General features: G+C 56.2%; 19 protein-coding genes. 18 read left to right on the plus strand and 1 reads right to left on the minus strand.

The genetic code is table 11. From position 1 onward, the window contains the following. The first annotated feature begins 42 nt into the window (after nt 1-42). The 10 genes from RWS31_RS06655 to RWS31_RS06700 all read left to right on the plus strand — a co-directional run bounded on the left by RWS31_RS06655 (nt 43) and on the right by RWS31_RS06700 (nt 11606). The gene (locus RWS31_RS06655; RefSeq protein ID WP_314596913.1) at nt 43-1116 is read left to right on the plus strand and encodes an AroB-related putative sugar phosphate phospholyase (cyclizing); all 1074 of its coding nucleotides are present in this window, start codon (nt 43-45) and stop codon (nt 1114-1116) included. Continuing rightward, a complete protein-coding gene (locus RWS31_RS06660) occupies nt 1106-2191 on the plus strand; it encodes a radical SAM protein (RefSeq protein ID WP_314596915.1) in 1086 nt (361 codons plus the stop codon). The genes RWS31_RS06655 and RWS31_RS06660 overlap by 11 nt, the downstream gene beginning before the upstream one ends. Then, nucleotides 2166-3278: an NAD-dependent epimerase/dehydratase family protein gene (locus RWS31_RS06665; protein WP_314596917.1), complete on the plus strand. Its 1113-nt coding sequence runs from the start codon at nt 2166-2168 to the stop codon at nt 3276-3278. The genes RWS31_RS06660 and RWS31_RS06665 overlap by 26 nt, the downstream gene beginning before the upstream one ends. A 29-nt stretch (nt 3279-3307) precedes the next feature. Then, on the plus strand, nt 3308-3457 hold the full coding sequence (gene scfA, locus RWS31_RS06670; RefSeq protein WP_006193459.1) for a six-cysteine ranthipeptide SCIFF: 150 nt from the start codon (nt 3308-3310) through the stop codon (nt 3455-3457). A gap of 65 nt (nt 3458-3522) precedes the next feature. Beyond that, entirely contained in the window at nt 3523-4926 is a 1404-nt protein-coding gene (scfB, locus tag RWS31_RS06675) for a thioether cross-link-forming SCIFF peptide maturase (protein ID WP_314596919.1), read from the plus strand. 17 nt (nt 4927-4943) lie between these two features. Further along, a complete protein-coding gene (locus RWS31_RS06680) occupies nt 4944-6854 on the plus strand; it encodes a glycosyltransferase family 2 protein (RefSeq protein ID WP_314596921.1) in 1911 nt (636 codons plus the stop codon). A gap of 220 nt (nt 6855-7074) precedes the next feature. Continuing rightward, the gene (locus tag RWS31_RS06685; protein WP_009645501.1) at nt 7075-7839 is read left to right on the plus strand and encodes a DeoR/GlpR family DNA-binding transcription regulator; all 765 of its coding nucleotides are present in this window, start codon (nt 7075-7077) and stop codon (nt 7837-7839) included. Nucleotides 7840-7866: 27 nt separating this feature from the next. Next, nucleotides 7867-9144, plus strand: coding sequence for a four-carbon acid sugar kinase family protein (locus RWS31_RS06690; protein ID WP_314596923.1), 1278 nt, complete (start codon nt 7867-7869; stop codon nt 9142-9144). A gap of 31 nt (nt 9145-9175) precedes the next feature. Then, nucleotides 9176-10189 carry a 4-hydroxythreonine-4-phosphate dehydrogenase PdxA gene (gene pdxA, locus RWS31_RS06695; RefSeq protein WP_314596925.1) on the plus strand — a complete coding sequence of 338 codons (1014 nt, stop codon included), beginning with the start codon at nt 9176-9178 and terminating at the stop codon, nt 10187-10189. Nucleotides 10190-10241: 52 nt separating this feature from the next. After that, complete coding sequence (locus RWS31_RS06700; protein WP_314596927.1) at nt 10242-11606, plus strand: GntP family permease; 1365 nt, start codon at nt 10242-10244, stop codon at nt 11604-11606. 443 nt (nt 11607-12049) lie between these two features. Here the strand turns inward: RWS31_RS06700 and RWS31_RS06705 are convergent, their stop codons facing one another. Further along, on the minus strand, nt 12050-12598 hold the full coding sequence (locus tag RWS31_RS06705; RefSeq protein WP_314596929.1) for an NADH peroxidase: 549 nt from the start codon (nt 12596-12598) through the stop codon (nt 12050-12052). A 306-nt stretch (nt 12599-12904) separates the two neighbouring features. Here RWS31_RS06705 and tsaE point away from each other — a divergent pair, with 306 nt between their 5' ends. The 8 genes from tsaE (at nt 12905) to RWS31_RS06745 (ending at nt 18926) form a co-directional block, all read left to right on the plus strand. Next, a complete protein-coding gene (tsaE, locus tag RWS31_RS06710) occupies nt 12905-13507 on the plus strand; it encodes a tRNA (adenosine(37)-N6)-threonylcarbamoyltransferase complex ATPase subunit type 1 TsaE (RefSeq protein WP_314596931.1) in 603 nt (200 codons plus the stop codon). Next, nucleotides 13488-14213 carry a tRNA (adenosine(37)-N6)-threonylcarbamoyltransferase complex dimerization subunit type 1 TsaB gene (gene tsaB / locus RWS31_RS06715; protein WP_314596934.1) on the plus strand — a complete coding sequence of 242 codons (726 nt, stop codon included), beginning with the start codon at nt 13488-13490 and terminating at the stop codon, nt 14211-14213. The genes tsaE and tsaB overlap by 20 nt, the downstream gene beginning before the upstream one ends. Beyond that, a complete protein-coding gene (gene rimI, locus RWS31_RS06720; protein WP_314596935.1) occupies nt 14207-14704 on the plus strand; it encodes a ribosomal protein S18-alanine N-acetyltransferase in 498 nt (165 codons plus the stop codon). Before tsaB ends, rimI begins: the two co-directional genes overlap by 7 nt. Continuing rightward, nucleotides 14697-15728: a tRNA (adenosine(37)-N6)-threonylcarbamoyltransferase complex transferase subunit TsaD gene (gene tsaD, locus RWS31_RS06725; protein ID WP_314596937.1), complete on the plus strand. Its 1032-nt coding sequence runs from the start codon at nt 14697-14699 to the stop codon at nt 15726-15728. Before rimI ends, tsaD begins: the two co-directional genes overlap by 8 nt. Before the next feature lie 231 nt (nt 15729-15959). Next, on the plus strand, nt 15960-16247 hold the full coding sequence (locus RWS31_RS06730; RefSeq protein WP_009645441.1) for a zinc-ribbon domain containing protein: 288 nt from the start codon (nt 15960-15962) through the stop codon (nt 16245-16247). Nucleotides 16248-16402: 155 nt separating this feature from the next. Continuing rightward, a complete protein-coding gene (locus RWS31_RS06735) occupies nt 16403-16948 on the plus strand; it encodes a flavodoxin family protein (RefSeq protein WP_009645431.1) in 546 nt (181 codons plus the stop codon). A 97-nt stretch (nt 16949-17045) separates the two neighbouring features. After that, complete coding sequence (locus RWS31_RS06740; protein ID WP_314596940.1) at nt 17046-18161, plus strand: 2-aminoethylphosphonate aminotransferase; 1116 nt, start codon at nt 17046-17048, stop codon at nt 18159-18161. Between the two features lie 36 nt (nt 18162-18197). Further along, the gene (locus RWS31_RS06745) at nt 18198-18926 is read left to right on the plus strand and encodes a class I SAM-dependent methyltransferase (RefSeq protein ID WP_314596942.1); all 729 of its coding nucleotides are present in this window, start codon (nt 18198-18200) and stop codon (nt 18924-18926) included. Nucleotides 18927-18934 lie beyond the last annotated feature (8 nt).

Here is an 18934-nt window from a genome sequence, read left to right on the forward strand (position 1 = left end):
CGGGATTCGTCTGCAGCGGGACATGGGAAAGGAGAGGGCGGCATGAAGATCAAGTCGGCGTTCAAGGAATACAGCGTGGATTTTTGCAGGGATTTGTCCCTGCTGCGGGATTTGGCGGCGGCGAAGGATACGTTTTTTGTGCTCGACCGTACGGTTTACGAGATTTATAAAGACCGCCTGCCGGATTTGCCGAAGGAGCGATTCTTCCTGCTTGAAGCTATTGAAGAGAAGAAGGATATGGCGGCAATGCTCGCAATCTGTGAGCGCATGACGGAGATGAGCGCCAAGCGCAATTCGCATCTCGTGTCCTTGGGCGGCGGCATCACGCAGGACGTCACGGGCTTTGTCGCCACGGCGCTCTATCGCGGCATTCGCTGGACGTTCTTTCCAACGACGCTCCTCGCCGCCTGCGACAGCTGCATCGGCGGCAAGTCGTCACTGAATTACAAGGGCTTCAAGAACCTTCTCGGCTCTTTCTATCCGCCCGACGAGATCTTCATCTATCCCGAGTTTTTCCGGAGTCTCAGCCCGCGGGACTACTGCAGTGGATTAGGTGAAGTCGTGAAGTTCAACGTCATCGCGGGCGCGGCGGGCATCGACGGCATGGAGCGCGATATGGAGGCGATTCTGGCGCACGATTACGAGAAGCTGCTGCAGTATGTGAGGACGTCGCTCGACTTCAAGCGCGGCTTCATCGAGGAGGACGAGTTTGACCGCGGCAAGAGGGTTCTGCTCAATTACGCGCACACCTTCGGACACGCCTTCGAGAGCGTCAGCTCCTATGAGATTCCGCATGGATCTGCCGTTGCGCTCGGCATGATTACGGCGAATGCGGTATCGGTCAAGCGCGGTTTCATCGAAGAAGCGTATGCGGCGCGCATCGCGGCGCTCTGCATGAAGATCCTCGCGCACATCCCTTGGCGGGAGGAGTGGTTCGCGCCTGCGGGCATCATCGCCGCCATTCACAAGGATAAGAAACAGACGAGCGAGAGAATCACGGCAGTGCTTTTGAACAAAGCGCATGAGCTCAGCGTCTATCGCGATGTTGAGGAAGAAGAAATCCGGCAGGCGCTTGCGTGTCTGCTGCAATATTGGAGGAATCATCGTGGAAAATGAAGTTGTGCCTTTTTCCGAGGCGTATCAGAAGAATCGCCTGACACTGCGCGAGGTCGTGCCGCTCGCGGTACCTCTGTGCGTGTGCATCGAGCCGACGAACATCTGCAACTTCAAGTGCCTGATGTGCTGGCAGAGCACACAGGAATACACGAAGCACGGCGGTCCTTTCGGCAATATGACAGACGAGCTTTTTGACAAGCTCTTGGAGGATATGAAGGGCTTCTGCCGCCATCAGGGCAAGAAGATCAAACTCATCAAGCTTTACTCGACAGGCGAGCCGCTTCTTCACAAGGGCGTCTGCCGTATGGTGAAGAAGATCAAGGAAGCCGATGTCTGTCACGAGATGGAGATCACGACGAATGCGTCTCTTCTGACGAAGGAAGTGGCGGAGGAACTCGTCGATCTTGGACTCGACTACCTGCGCGCTTCCATCTACTCCGTGCGCACGGATGGGCAGGCGCGCATCACGCAGTCGCGCGTCACGCCGCACGAGATTCGCGAGAACATCGCCTACTTGAAGAAGTACCGCGACGAGAAGGGAGCGAAGAAGCCCTTCATCTGTGCGAAGATCATGGACACGCACGGCGAGGAAAACGACGAGTTTTATCGCATGTACGAGGATGTGTCCGACGAGCAGCTGATTGACACACCGTGGATTTTGCCGAAGCTTGAGGAAAATGCCCTCGACCGACTCTACGGCAGCGAGGAAAAGGGCGAGGAAGCGCAGGCGGCGTACTTGGAGCAGGCGCTTTACAAGGAGCGCAAGGTCTGCCGCTACCCGTTCACGCACATGACGGTGCGCAGCAACGGTGACGTCGTCGTCTGCTGTACGGACTGGTCGCGCGACACCCTGGTCGGCAGCATCTGCGATAATACGCTGGAAGAGATCTGGAACTCGAAGAAGCTCTACGATTTTCGCTGTATGCAGCTGAAGACGAAGGGGGCGCACCATGCGCTCTGCGCGACGTGCGAAATTCCGCTGAAGGATACGAGCGAGGACAATCTCGACGATTTCCCTGTGGAGAAGCTCCATTATTGGGGGGAAGGCGATGGAAAGAAGAACGTTTCTAAATAGCCCGGTGCTCAAAGAGGACATGCAGGACATCTACGCGCGTGGACTGGATTGGCAAAAGCTCAGGGGCAAGACCGTGCTGCTCACGGGCGCGACGGGAATGCTCGCGTCTTACGTCGCGTTCTTCCTCGTCTATCTGAACGAGGAACACGCGATGGGGATGCGGCTGCTCTTCCATGTGCGAAGCGAGGAAAAAGCGCGTGCACGTTTCGGTGAGTACGCGGATGCGCCATATATCTCGTTCGTGCAGCATGATCTTAGAGAGCCGTGGCAGATCGAAGGGGCGGTCGACTTCATCATCCACGCTGCAAGCCTCGCGAATCCTGCGTACTACAAGACGATGCCCGTCGAGGTCGCCGAGCCGAACGTGCTCGGCACATACCATCTGCTGCGCTTGGCAAGGGAGAAGGGGACGCAGTCCTTTCTCTTCTTCAGCAGCGGCGACGTCTACGGCAAGATGCAAGAGGGCGCGGGTGAGATTCACGAGGCGGACGTCGGTGCGGCAGATCCGCTCGATCTTTTGAGCTGCTACGGCGGCAGCAAGCGCATGGGCGAGACGTGGTGCCGGCTCTTCTCCGTCGAGTATGGCGTGAACGCGAAGATCGCACGCATCGCGCACACATACGCGCCGACGATGGATATTGAGAGCGATCCGCGCGTCTTCTCCTCCTTCATGAAGTGCGTTGCGGCGGGCACGGACATCGTCATGCACAGCGACGGCAGCGCATGCCGTCCCTTCTGCTACATCGCCGATGCTGTTTCGGCGTTCTTTCTCATCCTCTTCGAGGGCGCGGCGGGCGAGGCGTACAACGTGTCGAACGACAGGGCGTTCTTGAGCATCCGCGAGTTTGCGGAAATCCTCGTGAAATTGCGTCCCGAACTGGGATTGAAGGTCATCGCGAAGGAACGGCCGAAGGGCGCGGCGTATCTGGAAAACAATTTCAACAAGGCGAACCGCCCCAGTGCCGACAAACTTCGCGAACTCGGCTGGCAATGCCGCTTCGACGCGGCGGCGGGATTCGCACGCGTCTGGCGATATCTGCGCGATGTGCAAACATCTTGCCAAGCGAGCGGAAAAAGGGTAGAATAAGGGAAAGACGGCAAGAAGGGGGTCATACGATGAAACACATCAAGACGGTCAACAAGCCGACGATGCAGAAGACGCTGAAGACGGGCGGCTGCGGTGAATGCCAGGCGTCGTGCCAGTCGGCATGCAAGACGTCCTGCACGGTGGGCAATCAGGTCTGTGAGAGCAGGAAGCAAGCGTGAAAAAAAGACCTCTTCCGTAAGGAAGAGGTCTTTTCTTCACGCTTCGCCATATATCTGGAGGAATTATGAAAGAAAGAATACATAAGTTCAAACAGGCGGACAGCTTTATCCTGCTTGATGTCAACAGCGGCGCCGTCCATGTCGTCGATGAGATGATCTACGACATCATGGACGTCTTCGACGGTGCGAACGATCGGGCGGTCGTCGATGCGCTCGGCGCGAAGTACCCGAGGGCGGAACTTTCCGAAGCACTTGAAGAGCTGCACGAACTGATGGCGCTCGGCGAGCTTTTCGCACCCGATATCGACGTGCCGCCGACGTTTTCCCAGAAGGGACTCGTGAAGTCGCTGTGCCTGATGGTCGCGCAGGACTGCAACCTGCGCTGCAAATATTGCTTCGGCGACGGCGGCAACTACGGCATGGAGCGTGCCGTCATGACGCCCGAGGTCGGATGTCGCGCCGTCGATTTTCTCATCGAAGGTTCAGGACCGCGCAAGCATTGCGAGATTGACTTCTTCGGCGGCGAGCCGCTCCTCAACATGAAGACGATCAAGAAGGTGACGGAGCATATAAGAAAGCGCGAGAAGGAGACGGGTAAGATCTTCAAGCTCACGCTGACGACGAACGGCATGCTCTTGAACGATGCGAACATCGCGTGGCTCAACGAGAACGATTTCTCGCTCGTGCTGTCGCTCGACGGGCGCAGGGAGACGAACGACGCCATGCGTCCCGACGTCGGCGGACACGGCACTTATGACCGTATCGTGGAAAACTTCCGAAGGTGTCTTGCGAGCCGCGCAGGCGGCGACTGGGACTATCGCGGCGTCTATACCTATCTTCGCGGCACCTACACGAAGCGCAATCTCGACTTCACCGAGGACGTGCTCTCGATGCACGATGCGGGATTCAATATCCTCTCGGTCGAGCCTGTCGTCTTGAAAGACAGCCCGCTCGCTCTCATGGAAGAAGATTTGCCGCGCATCCGCGAGGAGTACGACCGCCTCGCCGCCGCTTACATGGAGCGGCATCGCGCGGGCAGGGGATTCTTCTTCTTCCACTTCAACATGGACTTATCGAACGGCCCTTGCGTCGCCAAGCGCCTCTCGGGCTGCGGTGCGGGTCACGAATACTTCGCCGTCGCAGAAAACGGCGACCTCTACCCGTGCCATCAATTCGTCGGCAGGAAACGCTACAAGCTCGGCAGCATCTACGACGGAGTGACGGACGAGACATTGCCGCCGTACTTTCGCGAGTCGCACGTACTCAACAAGGAAAAATGCGCCGACTGCTGGGCACGCTTCTTCTGCAGCGGCGGCTGTCACGCCAACGCCGACCTATTCCACGGCGATATAAGAAAGCCTTATGAAGTCGGCTGTGAGATTCAGAAAAAGCGCCTTGAATGTGCACTCTACGTGCAGGCGCTGCTGGCACTGGAGAAGGAAGAACAGGTGCAGGCGGCTGTTCTGTAGGATGATTTCACTGACAGATGGAGGGGAATCTGCCTGCACAAGCGTCCGCGCTGCACGTGTTTGTGTCGCTCGTACATGAAAACGGAGGTGAGATGACTTTGAATCGAATTGTCGTTGTGTCCATGGTGCGTAATGAAGAGGACATCATTGAGAGCTTTGTGCGCTGGCATTGTGCGATTGCAGACGCTATGCTGGTGCTCGATCACAGGAGTACGGATCGTACAAAGGAAATCTTGTGCGCACTGCGAGATGAGGGCCTGCCTCTTATCCTTGCAGAGGCGGAGGATATGGCGTACAGGCAGTGGGAATATACGACGGAGCTTGTGGTTCGTGCGTTCCGTGAGTTTTCCGCGGATGTCGTATGCCCGCTGGATGCGGATGAGTTTTTACTGGCTGATACCGAGGATGTCTTCCAGAGTCGCCGCATTCTGCAAAATTTGGAGCTTGGAGTTTATTATCACTTGGCATGGATTGATCATTTCCTTACGCGCCCCGAGGAAGATCAGGACATGTTCCTTCTCGCACGCGAGCATGTGCGAGAACGGAGTCCCAGAATGGACAGCAAGGTTTTGTTGACTCGCAGAGACGGGGATATTCCTCTTTGGCTGGAAGGAAGGATGTCCGTTGCGCAGGGAAATCATTTCGTGGCGATTCGTGAAAACGGCAGGTCAGTATCTTGTCCGATGCGCGAAGCAGCAGGACTATACCTTGCACATTTCCCAGAACGCAGCATAGAGCAGATCCTATCCAAGAACATTGTTGGCTGGCTCACGAATGTAGCAAAGTTTTCCGGTGGAACTGTTATGGCAATCCATTGGCGTCTTATTTTTCAAGCATACCTCACGCATGAACGGTTCGAAATGTCAGCGGCAAGCGAGCCCTTACCGAGTCGGCAGGACGCTTTTCGAGGACGTTTCCCGCTTCGCTTCACACGGAAGGAAGTTCCCGAGCATAAGCTGCTGCGCAACATCATGCTGACGGCGGAAGGCATTGCGGAGGCCCATGCGCAGAAGGAAGCCGTTCTCCGTATGGTGGAAAGAGATGGTCGAAAGTGTGTAGAACCGCCCGTGGTCAGTGTGCTTATTCCTTTTTATGGCGACATACAGGCGCTTCGCCTTTCCCTTCGCGATCTTGCTTTGCAAAAATATCCTTTTTATGAATGCATCCTCCTGTGCTTTTCTCCCGTGGAAAAGGAGCGCCTCCGCATTCTTGCCGAAGAGGAGGAGATATCGCATCCTCTTATTCTGACAGGGGCTGAGGTTCAGCATTTGCCGCAGCATGTCCGCGGCACATATGTGCAGTATTTCCTGCCGGACGTTTCCCACAATAGCGCCTGCTTGCAGCAGATGGTGACCTCGCTTGCACTGAACGATGATATTTCTTTTGTGATGGCGGATGCTGAAGTATCGGAGGGAGATGCTCCTGGGCCGCCCGTTTATTTGGACTTTGCCACGTACGGACTTCCGTTCTATTCTTTTGAAAGTGATGACCTGCGAAAGAAAATTCTCAAACAGGGGAAATTTCCTAAAGGCGGCATGTCCGAAGCGCTCTTTCGACGTGAGACGATGGAATCTTGCAATTATCTTCTAAGAGAACTGCAAGATATGAGTCTGCAAAGGCTTTCTCTATGGCTCTCAATCTTTGAGAAAACAAGCCGCGTCGGCTTCTTTAAGAAAGCGCTCGTTCAGGTTCGGCGAAGGCTCAGTTCAGAGGAAAAACTCCTTTGCCACATGGAATGGCTATTGTTGCTTGAGCAGGAGATTCAAACGAGAAAACGGGGGATTTCTTCAGAAGAACTGAAAGTTGCCGTTACGCTTGCCATAGATGGCAACCGCGATGGAATCCTCGCCGTCCGGTCTGGCGTAAGTTCTGGACTTTATGAAGAGTGCAGCAGACTTCGGTCAGAACTGGCGCAGCAGGTATGCTGATTGAGGCACTTTCGATGCTTGGAGAAAGAGAGCGGACGATGCTTTGGATATGCATTTTGTTGCAATGGGTGCATGAAGTTGACAGACTTCATGCACCCGTTTTTTTGCAGCATAAAGACAATGCGTTTATTTTCTATATTGACAGAAGAAAACGACAGCTTTATAATAAGATAACAAAAGATAACAAAATATAAACTAAATTAACATCAAGGGGGCGCATATGATTTCGATCGACAGGAAGAAATTTATTCTTGACTACCTGCAGCAGAATGAAACGGTCACGAGCAGCGTCCTGGTGCAGGCGCTCAATGTCACGGCCATGACGATTAGCCGTGATCTCAAACAGTTGGAAGAGAAGGGGCTGCTCGTGCGCACGCACGGCGGAGCCATGCTGCCAAACTACATCGTGGAAGAGACTTCGTATGCGAAGAAGAAGGTGCGCGATATCGAAGTTAAGCGGCGCATCGCGGAGGCGGCGCTGCGGCAGATCCGTGCGGGTATGACGGTCTTCTTCGATGCAGGCACGACGACGTTCGAGATTGCTGACCGTTTGAAGAAATCAGCGCCCGCTAATATCACGGTTGTGACGAACGATTTGCACATAGGTGCGCATCTGTATTCTCAAACAGAGATTCGCACCATCCTCTTGGGCGGTGTCGTCTTGCCGGAGACAGGGGCTGTTGCGGGTGCTATGGCGACGGAGCAGCTTGTGCGTTACGGCATTGATCTCGCCTTTGTCGGCACGTCTGCCGTCACGGAGGACTTCTTTCTTGTCGTACCGACGGAGAGCAAGTGCGTGTTCAAGCGGAAACTCCTTGAGATAAGCGAGGTTTCGATACTTGTCGCTGATCGATCGAAGTTCCGCAAGAAAAAGCTCTATAAGGCGGCTCATATGAGCGAACTGGATCGCGTCATCACGGATTATCCGTTTACGAAGACAGAGGTGAAGAAGGCGATGCCGCGTGGAGAAATCATCGCGATTTGATCGGCTTGCCGGGAAGGAGAAGATACGATGAAAGGCGTGATTGTTGCTGACGATCTGACAGGGGCGAATGCATCGGGCGTGCTCCTCAAGAAAATTGGACTTAGTGTGAGCAGTCTCTTTCGCCTGACTGGAGCGACAGAGCACAAGGCGGATGTGCTGGCCTACTCGACGGCGAGCCGCGGATTATCCTCCGAGGAGGCTTTCCGACGTGTCAGAGAAGCCTTTTTGCAGTTGAAGTCGGGTGGTGAATTTTTCAACAAGCGCATTGATTCGACGCTGCGCGGCAATATCGGAGCGGAGATTGACGGGGCACTTTCCGCCTTGGGCGACGACTTTACGGCGATTGTCGTACCCGCTTATCCCGACTCGGGACGCATCGTCGCAAATCGAACGATGCTCGTGAACGGCATGCTTCTGACAGAGTCGGATGCGGGGCGCGATCCGAAGATGCCCGTTGCATCGGATGATGTTGTAGATCTTGTCGCGCAGCAAACGCGCCACAAGGTGCGATACTTTTCGTTGAAAGATTTGGCGCAGGACGTGGATTCGCTTGCCGCTGCCGTCAGAGAAGCGGCGAAGGAGGTGCGCGTTCTCGTCTTTGATGCGGTGCGCAATGAAGATGTGCAGAAGATCGCCAAAGCGGTGCTGCAGAGCGGCTGCCGCGTGCTGACGGTCGATCCCGGGCCCTTGACCATGCAGTTTGTGTACGAGATGCAGGTGAAGGAAAAGCGCGAACAGAAGGTTTTGCTCGTCATCGGCAGCGTGACGGCGACGACGAAGCGGCAGATTGCCGATTTGCTGCAAAAGAGGCGCGTATTCTTTGTCGACATGCGCGTGAAGGAGTTTTTCGAGAAGGAGCGGCGTGAGGCGGAAATTCGGCGGGTCGTCAATAAGATCTGTGATGCCGTAGACGCTGAAGACGTTCTCTTGCTGACGACGACGCCACTTTCTGATGAGGGACATCTCGATCTCAAGGCGACTGCGAAGGCACTCGGTGTCACTCCGGAGGATGTGTCACGCATCCTTTCCGGCACATTGACCGAGGCTGCGGGCGAGATCTTGGAGAAGAGCGGCAAACTCGAGGGTATTTATTGTTCGGGTGGTGACATCACGATTGCTCTCTTGGAGAAGTTGGACGCCGACGGCATCGAGGTGCGTGACGAGGTTCTGCCGCTTGCTGTCTACGGGCGCATTCTTGGCGGTCGCCTGCCGAAGCTGCGCATTGTGACGAAGGGGGGGATGATCGGCGGCGATGATGCGATCGGGCTTTGCTTGGAAAAAATCGCCAAGGATATTGCCCTTTGATGATTCTTGAAAGATAAAAGGAGTTGTGCGTATGGAAAAGAATGTGATGGAAAAACCTCTGATCGGTGTGCCTATGGGCGATCCTGCCGGAGTCGGTGCGGAGATCACCGTCAAATCTTTGCTCGACAAGAAGGTGACGGATGTTGCGAGGGTCATCGTCGTCGGCGATAAGGGCACGATGGAGCAGGCAATCGGTGTCTGCGGCGTAGAGGCGCGCATCCATACGGTGGAGGAGCCTGCGGCTGCCGTTGATGAGGCGGGCGTCATCAATCTTATTGATCTCAAAAATGTCGATATGGCGAAGCTGAAGATGGGCGAAGTCCAAGCGATGTGCGGACAGGCGGCATTTGATTACATCAAGAAGTGCGTGGAGCTGGCGATGGCGCACAAGATTGATGCGATTGCCACGACGCCGATCAATAAGGAGTCTCTGCGTGCGGCGAAGATTAACTACATCGGACATACGGAGATTCTTGGCGGACTGTCGAACTCGCGTGATCCGCTGACGATGTTCGAGGTTGACGAGATGCGCGTGTTCTTCCTCACGCGTCACATGTCACTGCGTGATGCCTGTGATGCCATCACGAAGGAGCGCGTGCTTGAGTATATCCGCCGCTGCACGAAAGCATTGAAGCAGCTCGGCGTCGAGGGGAAGATGGCGGTCGCGGGACTCAATCCGCACTCGGGTGAGCATGGGCTCTTCGGTTGGGAAGAAGTCAAGGAGATTGCGCCTGCTGTGGAAGAGGCGCAGAAGGAAGGCTATGATGTGGTGGGCCCGATCGGTCCGGACTCCGTCTTTCATCAGGCGTTGCAGGGACGCTATCAGGCGGTTCTTTCCCTCTATCACGATCAAGGTCATATCGCGACGAAGACGTATGACTTCGAGCGTACGATCGCCGTCACACTCGACATGCCGTTCCTGCGCACATCGGTCGATCATGGTACGGCTTTCGACATTGCCGGAAAGGGTATCGTGAGTGCCGTGAGCATGGTGGAGGCGATCCGCCTCGCAGCAAAATATGCCCCGAATTTCAAGCAAGGCTAAGAGGGGCAGCTCCGCAGAAACAACGACTTTATGAACAAGGAGATGAATCCTCATGGCTGCAGAAACACAAATTCTCATAGGTCTTGGCGTTGGTATTACCTGCTTGATTTTCATGATCATGAAGACCAAGATTCATACATTCTTGGCGCTGATCTTGGCAACCGTTCTTGTTGGTGTGATCGGCGGCATCGAGTTCAAGCAGATTGTCGCGAGCATCACGAAGGGATTCGGTGGTACGCTTGGGAGCATCGGCATCATCATCGGCTTTGGCGTCATGATGGGCCAGCTCTTCGAGGTATCGGGTGCGGCAAAGCGCATGGCTCTGTGCTTCCTCAAGCTTTTCGGCAAGGGACGTGAAGAAATCGCTATGGCATTGACGGGCTTCCTCGTCTCCATCCCGATTTTCTGTGATTCGGGTTTTGTCATCTTGACACCTCTGGCCAAGGCGATTTCTACAGAAGCGCGCAAGTCGATCGTATCCATCGGCATCGCTCTCGCCACCGGCCTCGTTATTACACATACGATGGTGCCGCCGACACCGGGGCCTGTGGGAGTCGCAGGCATCTTTGAAGTGAGTGTCGGATCCTTGATTCTCTGGGGACTCGTGCTCTCCGTGCCGATGCTCATCGGGCCTTTGCTCTTTGCGAAGTGGGCAGGCGAAAGGATTTGGCAGATTCCGACAGCGGATGGCGGTTGGACGCGTGACAGATCGTATACGGCATCGAATCAGGGAAGCAGCATCTACGATGACGCGCATCTGCCTTCGGCCTTCATCTCGTTTGCGCCGATCGTCGTTCCGATCCTTTTGATTCTTATTGGTACAGTGGCGGCTGCCATGGGGATGAAAGGGCAGATCGCCGATGTCATTCAGTTCTTCGGCACACCAGTTATTGCCGTCGGCATCGGGCTTCTCCTGACGATCTATGGCCTGACGGGAAGTCTCGATAGGAAACGCGTGCTGGAGGAAATGGAAACTGGTATCAAGTCAGCGGGCATCATCATCCTCATCACAGGCGGCGGCGGTGCTTTCGGCATGTTGATCCGCGACAGCGGCGTCGGCACGGTTCTGGCTGAGACTATGCTGCAGACGAGCATTCCTGCCATCTTGCTGCCGTTCTTCATCGCGACGATCGTGCGCTTCATCCAAGGCAGCGGCACGGTGGCGATGATTACGGCGGCCTCGATCACGGCGCCAATTATCGCGAATCTTTCCGTGAACCCTGTCTTCGCGGCTCTCGCCGCCTGTGTGGGCTCGCTTTTCTACTCGTATTTCAACGACAGTTTCTTCTGGGTTGTCAACCGTTCCATCGGCATCACCGAAGGCAAAGAGCAGCTTCGCCTCTACTCCGTTGCCAGCACGATTGCTTGGGCGACAGGCATCGTCGTGCTCTTGATTCTCAACGCGATGTTCGGTTGATATTTCTGTAGTTTTCATCGAAGTCTCCATGCTGCAGTCTATGTGGCATGGAGACCTTTATTTTAGCGTGAAATCCCAAGAGATCAAGCTGAAGCGCAGATCGATTGGCTAGGTTTCTGTAACGGCGCACAATGTCCGCAAAGTAGACTTTTGCGCGTGTAGTTTACTGATCATATGTGTGGTATGTTGCAGGAGGGCGAAGAAGTTGATGCAGTAGCCGTGGAATAGTCATAGAAAAAGCGACCCTTGGGGAAAGGGTCGCTTTTTGGGAGTGGTCGGGGATTGGGGAAATCCCCTCTGGATAGTGGTTATGGGGTTTGAGAAGGTTTTAGAAAGCACGGATGAATCGAGAGCGCCGATGGAACGGACTGCATCGCTATCCGTGATTTCTTTATGGGGAAGTTCTCGGGGCGGTTCAAGATCCCCGCCCCGAGGGAAAGTCCTTACTTATTGCCGAAGTAGCGGTCAAAGAGACCCTTGAAGCCGCGGCCGTGACGCGCCTCGTCCTTGCACATCTCGTGCACGGTGTCGTGGATGGCGTCGAGGTTCAGCTGCTTCGCGAGCGTAGCGAGCTCCTTCTTGCCTGCGCAGGCGCCGTGCTCGGCGTCGACGCGCATCTTGAGGTTCTCCTTCGTGCTCGAAGTCAGAACCTCGCCGAGAAGCTCCGCAAACTTCGCCGCATGCTCGGCTTCCTCGAAAGCGTAGCGCTTGAAGGCCTCGGCAATCTCGGGATAGCCTTCGCGGTCTGCCTGGCGACTCATCGCGAGGTACATGCCGACCTCGGAACACTCGCCCGTGAAGTTCATGCGCAGGCCTTCGATGACCTTTTCATCCGCACCCTTGGCAGCGCCGACATGATGCTCGTCCGCAAACTGCATGTCGCCCGTCTGCTCGACGAACTTGGAAGCGGGCGCATGACAGATCGGACACTCTGCCGGAGCCTGGTCGCCCTCGTGAACATAACCGCAAACCGTGCAAACAAACTTTTTCATTTTACATTACCTCCCAAAATATCGTGGATGTTTTTCTTTTTCTTGGTAGTGGCTCGCGATTCACTGTGCGGGGTTGTTTCCCTCATGTGCTTGTCGCTTGCTGTGCCCTTATTATAGGCGAAGCGTCCCAAGAAGAAAATATCGAAAAAATGCTAAATAACAAAGATATAGTCATATATCGTGAAATATCTCCATATATCTCACGTTTTTATACTTTTTCAAAATAAATACTAGTGGATAATTATTATTGATAAAAAGTATCGCTATACTTGCGCGAAGCGTTTCAAAAAACGGCAGGCTTGTGGTATGATAGGCAGAGAAACGACGGAGAGCTTCGGCAAAAAGCTCAGCGCGATAGCTGAGGGACGCGGCGCTCTCCTATGGAAAGGTGTTGCAGTAATGTTTACGGTGGAAACGGCTTCGCCCGAGGAGACGGCAGCGCTCGCCGAGCGCATCGGGGCGCTTTGCCCGGCGGGAACGGTCTTCGCGCTCGCGGGCGATCTCGGCGCGGGAAAGACGCTCTTCGTGCAGGGATTGGCGCGCGGCATGGGATTTTCGGGCGAGGTCACGAGTCCGACGTTCAACTTGATGAACGTATATGAAGGGAAGATGCGCCTTACGCATTTCGACGTCTATCGCCTGGAGTGTGCTGAGGAGCTTTATGACATTGGCTTCTACGAGTATGCGGACGACTCCGAGGGTGTCGTCGTCGTCGAGTGGTTCGACAAGTTCAGCGAGGAGATGCCCGCGGACTATGTGCGCGTGACGATCGAGCGCGTGGCATCTTCGGCGGGGGAGGTCGATTCAGAGGAGGCGGCGGATCGCCGTCGGCTGTGTTTTTCGCTTGTGGGAGTGCAGCTCAAGGAATTTTTTGAGGAGATGAGGGACGTTGTCGATTCTGGCGATTGATACGGCAAGCTCGGTGTCGAGCGTCGCCGTGGCGAGCGAGGGGAAACTGCAGGCGGAAGTGACGGTTGAGGCGGGGCGCACGCATTCGGAGACGCTTCTTTCGCATATCGAGGGGGCGCTCTCCTTCGCGGGCGTCGAGCGCTCGGCGCTCACGGGCGTCGCCGTGAGCATCGGCCCCGGCTCTTTCACGGGGCTTCGCATCGGCCTGGCGACAGCGAAGGCGATCGCTTACGGTCTGGGCATCCCGCTCGTCGGCGTCTCGACCTTGGCGGCGCTCGCGCTCGCCTTCCCCGTGCCGGACGTTCATACGCTCGTCTTGATGGACGCGCAGAAGGGAAACGCCTATGCAGGTCTCTACGAGTGGCGTGCTGGGAGTCTGCACGAGGTGCGTCCCGTGCGCGTCGCGCCGCTTGCCGAGGCGATCAGCGAGGCGGCGGACATGGGAAAGCCTGTATTGCTGACGGGCGAACTCGCAGTGAAGAAGCGGGCGCGTCTCGGAAATTTGCCCGACAATGTCACGCTCGCGCCCGCGCATCTTCTGACGGCGCGCGCCTCGCACGTTGCATGGCTCGGTATCGCGCGGCTTGCGGCGGGCGAGTGCGATGATCCCATGACGCTGGAGCCGTTCTACATTCGGCGCTCGGAGGCGGAGGTGCTTTGGGAGAAGCGCCATGGCAAAGAAAAGACGGAGGGGGCGTCATGCTGACCTTTCGCAAGATGCTGCCCACGGACGCCGCTGCCGTCGAGAAGGTGGAGCTGGCGTGCTTTTCCATGCCGTGGTCGCGCGAGTCTTTCTGGGAGGAGGCCGCGCAGGAAGCGGCCTACTACCTGTTGGCGCTCGATGACGAAGAAATCATCGGTTACGTGGGTGTCTGGCTGCTCGGCGAGGAGGGCCACATCACGAACGTCGCCGTCGCGCCAGAGATGCGCCGGCGCGGCGTCGGCGCTGCGCTGCTCGCAGAACTCATGCGGATCGCCGTGGGGTGCAGCGTGCGCAGCATGACGCTTGAAGTGCGCCCGTCGAACGAGGCAGCGCTCGCGCTCTACAAGAAGTTTGGCTTTCGGAGTGTTGGCAGGCGGCCGCACTACTATACGGACAACGCGGAGGATGCGGAAATTCTCTGGAACACGGACATCGAAGCGACGCTCGCCGCACTCGGAGAAGCGCAGGGGAAAGGAGATGAGGCGCATGGATAAGGACATCTTGACGCTTGCCATCGAGACGAGCTGCGACGAGACGTCCGCTGCCGTGCTGCGCGGCGGACGCGAAATCTTGTCGAACATCATCGCGACGCAGATCCCCGTGCATCAAAAGTACGGCGGCGTCGTGCCCGAGATTGCGTCGCGCTGTCATATCGTGAACATCATGCCCGTCATCGACGAGGCGCTCAAGGAGGCGGGCGTTGCCAAGGGGGAGATTGGTCAAGTTGCCGTCACCTACGGGCCGGGGCTTGTCGGTGCACTGCTCGTCGGTGTCGCCGCCGCCAAGGGGCTTTCCTTCTCGCTCGGCGTGCCGCTCATCGGCGTCAATCATCTAGAAGGCCATATCTTTGCGAATTTCTTGAGCTCGCCGGAGCTAAAGCCGCCGTTTGTGGCGCTCGTCGCTTCGGGTGGGCACACGGCGCTCGTCCACGTCAAGGACTACAACCATTTCACCTTGCTCGGGCAGACGCGCGACGATGCGGCGGGCGAGGCGTTTGACAAGGTGGCTCGCGTGCTCGGGCTGCCCTATCCGGGCGGCCCCGAGATCGATCGCCTCGCGAAAGAGGGCGACGCCTCGGCCATCGACTTTCCGCGCGCCTTGGAAGAAGAGGGCAACTACGAGTTCAGTTTCAGCGGCCTGAAATCTGCCGTCTTAAACTATCTGAACTCGATGAAACTCAAGAAGATCGAGGTCCATGCCGCCGACGTCGCAGCGTCGTTTCAGAACGCCGTCGTCGAGACGCTCGTCGAGAAGTCGCTCGCGGCTCTGCGCGAGACGGGGCTGAGGACGCTGGTTTTGGCGGGCGGCGTCGCGGCGAACAGCTCGCTCGAAGGGCGGCTTCGCCAGGCGGCGGCGGAGAGTGGCGTCGAGTTCCATTATCCGGGGCTTCGGCTCTGCACGGACAATGCGGCGATGATCGGCTGCCGCGCCTACTATCAGGCTCTGGCGGGCGGCTTCGCAGACTCTCATCTGAACGCCGTGCCGGGGCTTTCGCTGCGCGATGTGGGCGGGGAGTGAAGCATGTTTCCGATGCCCGCTGTGCGATGGACGAAAGACACCGCAAGAGCGATGATTCCTAGCGTTTCGCTCGGTCATTCTCCAAGAAATGGCAAAATAATTTCAGTTGCGCTTTTTGTTTGAATCTGCTAGAATAGGTAGGCAAGCGCAGGTTTGGACATGCCAAGCCGTCGGTGCGTGCAGCGTCCGAGAAGGACGTTTTCACATAATTATCAGCAAGGGAGATATTTCATGGAGTTCCAGGACAGGACATTGGTTTGCAAGGATTGTGGCAAGGAGTTCACGTTCACCGCAGGTGAGCAGGAGTTCTACAAGGAGAAAGGGTTTGAAAATGATCCGGTTCGCTGCCGCGACTGCCGCGGAAAGAGACGCCGCAGCCATGATGGCGACAACGGTGAGCGCACGATGTTCCAGGTGACATGCGCCGCTTGCGGCAAGGAGACGGAAGTTCCGTTCGAGCCGAAGGATGACCGCCCGGTCTACTGCCGCGATTGCTTCGCTGCCAGAAGAGGCAGGTAAGCCAAGCTTTGCATGCTTTTGCCCGATGGAAGCCTGCGGGATGGTTTCCTTTCTCGGATAAGACGCAAACTTTCGTAGCATAAGGTACAGTCTTCTCTTGTTTTATATGCTAAGATGGTAAGGATGGCATATAAAATGGGAGGAGACTGTTTTTTATGAAAGAATGGTGCGTGATTTATTCGTCGCTTACGGGAAATACGAAGCTTGTCGCCGAAGCGATGGCAGAGGAAGCAGACGCCGACCTCTTCTCGGTGGAGAAAGTGCCGGAAGACCTCTCGGGCTACGAGGCCGTGGCGCTCGGCTACTGGCTGCGGCTCGGTGCGCCCGATCCGAAGATGCTCGCGCTCCTGCCAAAGATCGAGGGCAAGGATGTCGTATTTTTCCAGACGCACGGTACAGATCCAGGCAGCGAGCATGCCGTTACAGCGTTCGCGCGTGCAGGATATGCGCTCGGCGCGGACTGCTATATCGCGGGCACATTCTCCTGCCAGGGCAAGATCAATCCGAAGATTGTAGAAAAGCGCAAGAAGGAAGCTGCAGCAGAGGATGACCCGCACGCGGGAAAGAAGGCGCAGGCGCGCTGGCAGAGAGCTGCGAGCCACCCCGATGCTGAGGATCTGCAAAGAGCGCACGATTTCATGCGCGTGATGCTGGAGAAGCGGCTGAAGCGAAAGGCGCGGCTGGAAGCGGGCAAGATGTAATATGGGTGAAGTGCAGGGGGAGTGTACATGAACGCTTCCCCTTTTTACGTTCTTGTGCTATACTTTCCTTAATAATTTCTTATGGAGGCGGTGGCTGATGGAGAGGAAGATCCTCTTGAATCCGGGTCCGGCGACGACGACAGATACAGTGAAAATGGCACAGGTCGTGCCCGATATTTGCCCGCGCGAAGAAGAATTCGGCGCCATCATGCGCGAGGTCGCGCAGGGGCTTTTGAAGATCGTTCATGCCGATGCGAAGGCGTTTTCGTGCGTGCTCTTCTGCGGCTCCGGTACGCTCAACATGGACGTGTGCCTGAATTCGCTCTTGCCTGCGCAAAAGAAGGTGCTCATCGTCAACAACGGCGCGTATTCGGCGCGTGCCGTCGATATATGCCGCGCCTACGGGCTGGCGCATATCGACCTGCGCTTTTCCGTCGAAGACGTGCCTGACCTCAAAGCGATCGAGCGTGCGCTCGCGGACGATCCCGACATCGCTCTCGTCTATACGACGCACCACGAGACGGGCACGGGCGTCCTGAATCCCGTCCGCGAGATCGGTGCGCTTGCGCATGCACACGGCGCGGCGTTCGTCGTCGATACGACTTCGACGTATGCGATGCTGCCCTTTTCAATGGAGGAGGCGAACATCGACTTCTGCATGGCGTCGGCGCAGAAGGGTATACAGGCGATGACGGGGCTTTCCTTTGTCATCGGCCGCACCTCGCTCATCGAGGCGTCGAAGGATTATCCCGTGCGCTCGTATTACTGCAACCTCTACCAGCAGTACGCGTACTTTGAAAAGACGGGACAGATGCAGTTCACGCCGCCCGTGCAGACGATCTATGCTGCGAAGCAGGCGCTCGCCGAATACTTCGCCGAGGGCGAGGCGGCGAAGGCGGCGCGTCATGCGCGGGTGGCGCAGGCGATTCATCGCGGGCTTGCAGCCCTGGGGCTGAAGGAGGCGATCCGCCCGGAGATTCAGTCGGGACTCGTCGTCTCCGTGCTTTATCCTGCGGATGAGCAATGGGATTTTGACCGTGTGCACGACTACTGCTATGCGCATGGCTTCACGATCTATCCAGGCAAGATGCAGGAGAAGGGGACGTTTCGCCTGTGCGCGCTCGGCGCGGTCGACGAGGCGGATATTGAGAAGTTTTTCCGCGTGCTGAGAGAAGCTCTTGTGGAATTGGGCATGATTTTGCCGAAGGGATGAAACGGCAATGAATGGGACAGGAGAGACAGAAGACAGATGAATCGCTGGCAGGAAATCTGGAATAAGAGAAGTGCACAGCTTGCAGGCATTGATCGCTCGGACAAGCGGGCGATGCTCTTGGAACTCAAGCGCATCAATGGCTTTGATGTGACGGGCGGTGGTATACCGTATGAATCACTTCTAAAGCAGTACGAGGAAACGAAGGCGGCGCTTCGTCTGCCTGCAGGCGGCAGCATATTCGAAGTCGGCTGCGGTGCGGGAGCAAACCTCTGGCTCTTTCGACTCGATGGTTTCGCTGTCGGTGGTCTCGATTATTCGGAGAAGCTTATTTCTATCATGAGGGACGTATTTGCTGAAGGAACCCTGCGGGAAAGCCTTTGTGATGAAGCGAAAAATCTGCCTACGAAAGAAAAATATGACGGTGTGCTAGCGAATAGTGTCTTCTCTTATTTTCCCGATGAATCCTATGCGGAAACCGTGCTGGAAAAGATGCTCGAAAAGACATGCGGCAGCATCGTCCTTCTCGACGTGCATGACGCGGAGAAGAGAGCGGATTTTCTGAGTGCACGCCGTATGATCGATCCGGACTACGACGAGCGGTATAAGAACCTTGACAAGTTCTTTTACCAGAGGTCGTTCTTTGATGAATTTGCCCAAAAGCATGATCTGTCCATTGTCTTTGCAGATTCGACGATCGAAGGTTATTGGAACAATCCGTTCATCTATCATGTATATTTCCATCGCAAGGAAGAGTCAGAGAGATGATCTGCGGG

The sequence above is a fragment of the uncultured Selenomonas sp. genome, assembly GCF_963528755.1.
Lineage (GTDB): Bacteria > Bacillota > Negativicutes > Selenomonadales > Selenomonadaceae > Selenomonas.

Bases quoted from the DNA above. Each gene is read 5' to 3' on its own strand.
- RWS31_RS06655 (WP_314596913.1), top strand. From the start codon at position 43: ATGAAGATCAAGTCGGCGTTCAAGGAATACAGCGTGGATTTTTGCAGG.
- RWS31_RS06665 (WP_314596917.1), top strand. From the start codon at position 2,166: ATGGAAAGAAGAACGTTTCTAAATAGCCCGGTGCTCAAAGAGGACATG.
- scfA (WP_006193459.1), top strand. From the start codon at position 3,308: ATGAAACACATCAAGACGGTCAACAAGCCGACGATGCAGAAGACGCTG.
- scfB (WP_314596919.1), top strand. From the start codon at position 3,523: ATGAAAGAAAGAATACATAAGTTCAAACAGGCGGACAGCTTTATCCTG.
- RWS31_RS06680 (WP_314596921.1), top strand. From the start codon at position 4,944: ATGGAGGGGAATCTGCCTGCACAAGCGTCCGCGCTGCACGTGTTTGTG.
- RWS31_RS06685 (WP_009645501.1), top strand. From the start codon at position 7,075: ATGATTTCGATCGACAGGAAGAAATTTATTCTTGACTACCTGCAGCAG.
- RWS31_RS06690 (WP_314596923.1), top strand. From the start codon at position 7,867: ATGAAAGGCGTGATTGTTGCTGACGATCTGACAGGGGCGAATGCATCG.
- pdxA (WP_314596925.1), top strand. From the start codon at position 9,176: ATGGAAAAGAATGTGATGGAAAAACCTCTGATCGGTGTGCCTATGGGC.
- RWS31_RS06700 (WP_314596927.1), top strand. From the start codon at position 10,242: ATGGCTGCAGAAACACAAATTCTCATAGGTCTTGGCGTTGGTATTACC.
- RWS31_RS06705 (WP_314596929.1), bottom strand. From the start codon at position 12,598: ATGAAAAAGTTTGTTTGCACGGTTTGCGGTTATGTTCACGAGGGCGAC.
- tsaE (WP_314596931.1), top strand. From the start codon at position 12,905: ATGATAGGCAGAGAAACGACGGAGAGCTTCGGCAAAAAGCTCAGCGCG.
- rimI (WP_314596935.1), top strand. From the start codon at position 14,207: ATGCTGACCTTTCGCAAGATGCTGCCCACGGACGCCGCTGCCGTCGAG.
- tsaD (WP_314596937.1), top strand. From the start codon at position 14,697: ATGGATAAGGACATCTTGACGCTTGCCATCGAGACGAGCTGCGACGAG.
- RWS31_RS06730 (WP_009645441.1), top strand. From the start codon at position 15,960: ATGGAGTTCCAGGACAGGACATTGGTTTGCAAGGATTGTGGCAAGGAG.
- RWS31_RS06735 (WP_009645431.1), top strand. From the start codon at position 16,403: ATGAAAGAATGGTGCGTGATTTATTCGTCGCTTACGGGAAATACGAAG.
- RWS31_RS06740 (WP_314596940.1), top strand. From the start codon at position 17,046: ATGGAGAGGAAGATCCTCTTGAATCCGGGTCCGGCGACGACGACAGAT.
- RWS31_RS06745 (WP_314596942.1), top strand. From the start codon at position 18,198: ATGAATCGCTGGCAGGAAATCTGGAATAAGAGAAGTGCACAGCTTGCA.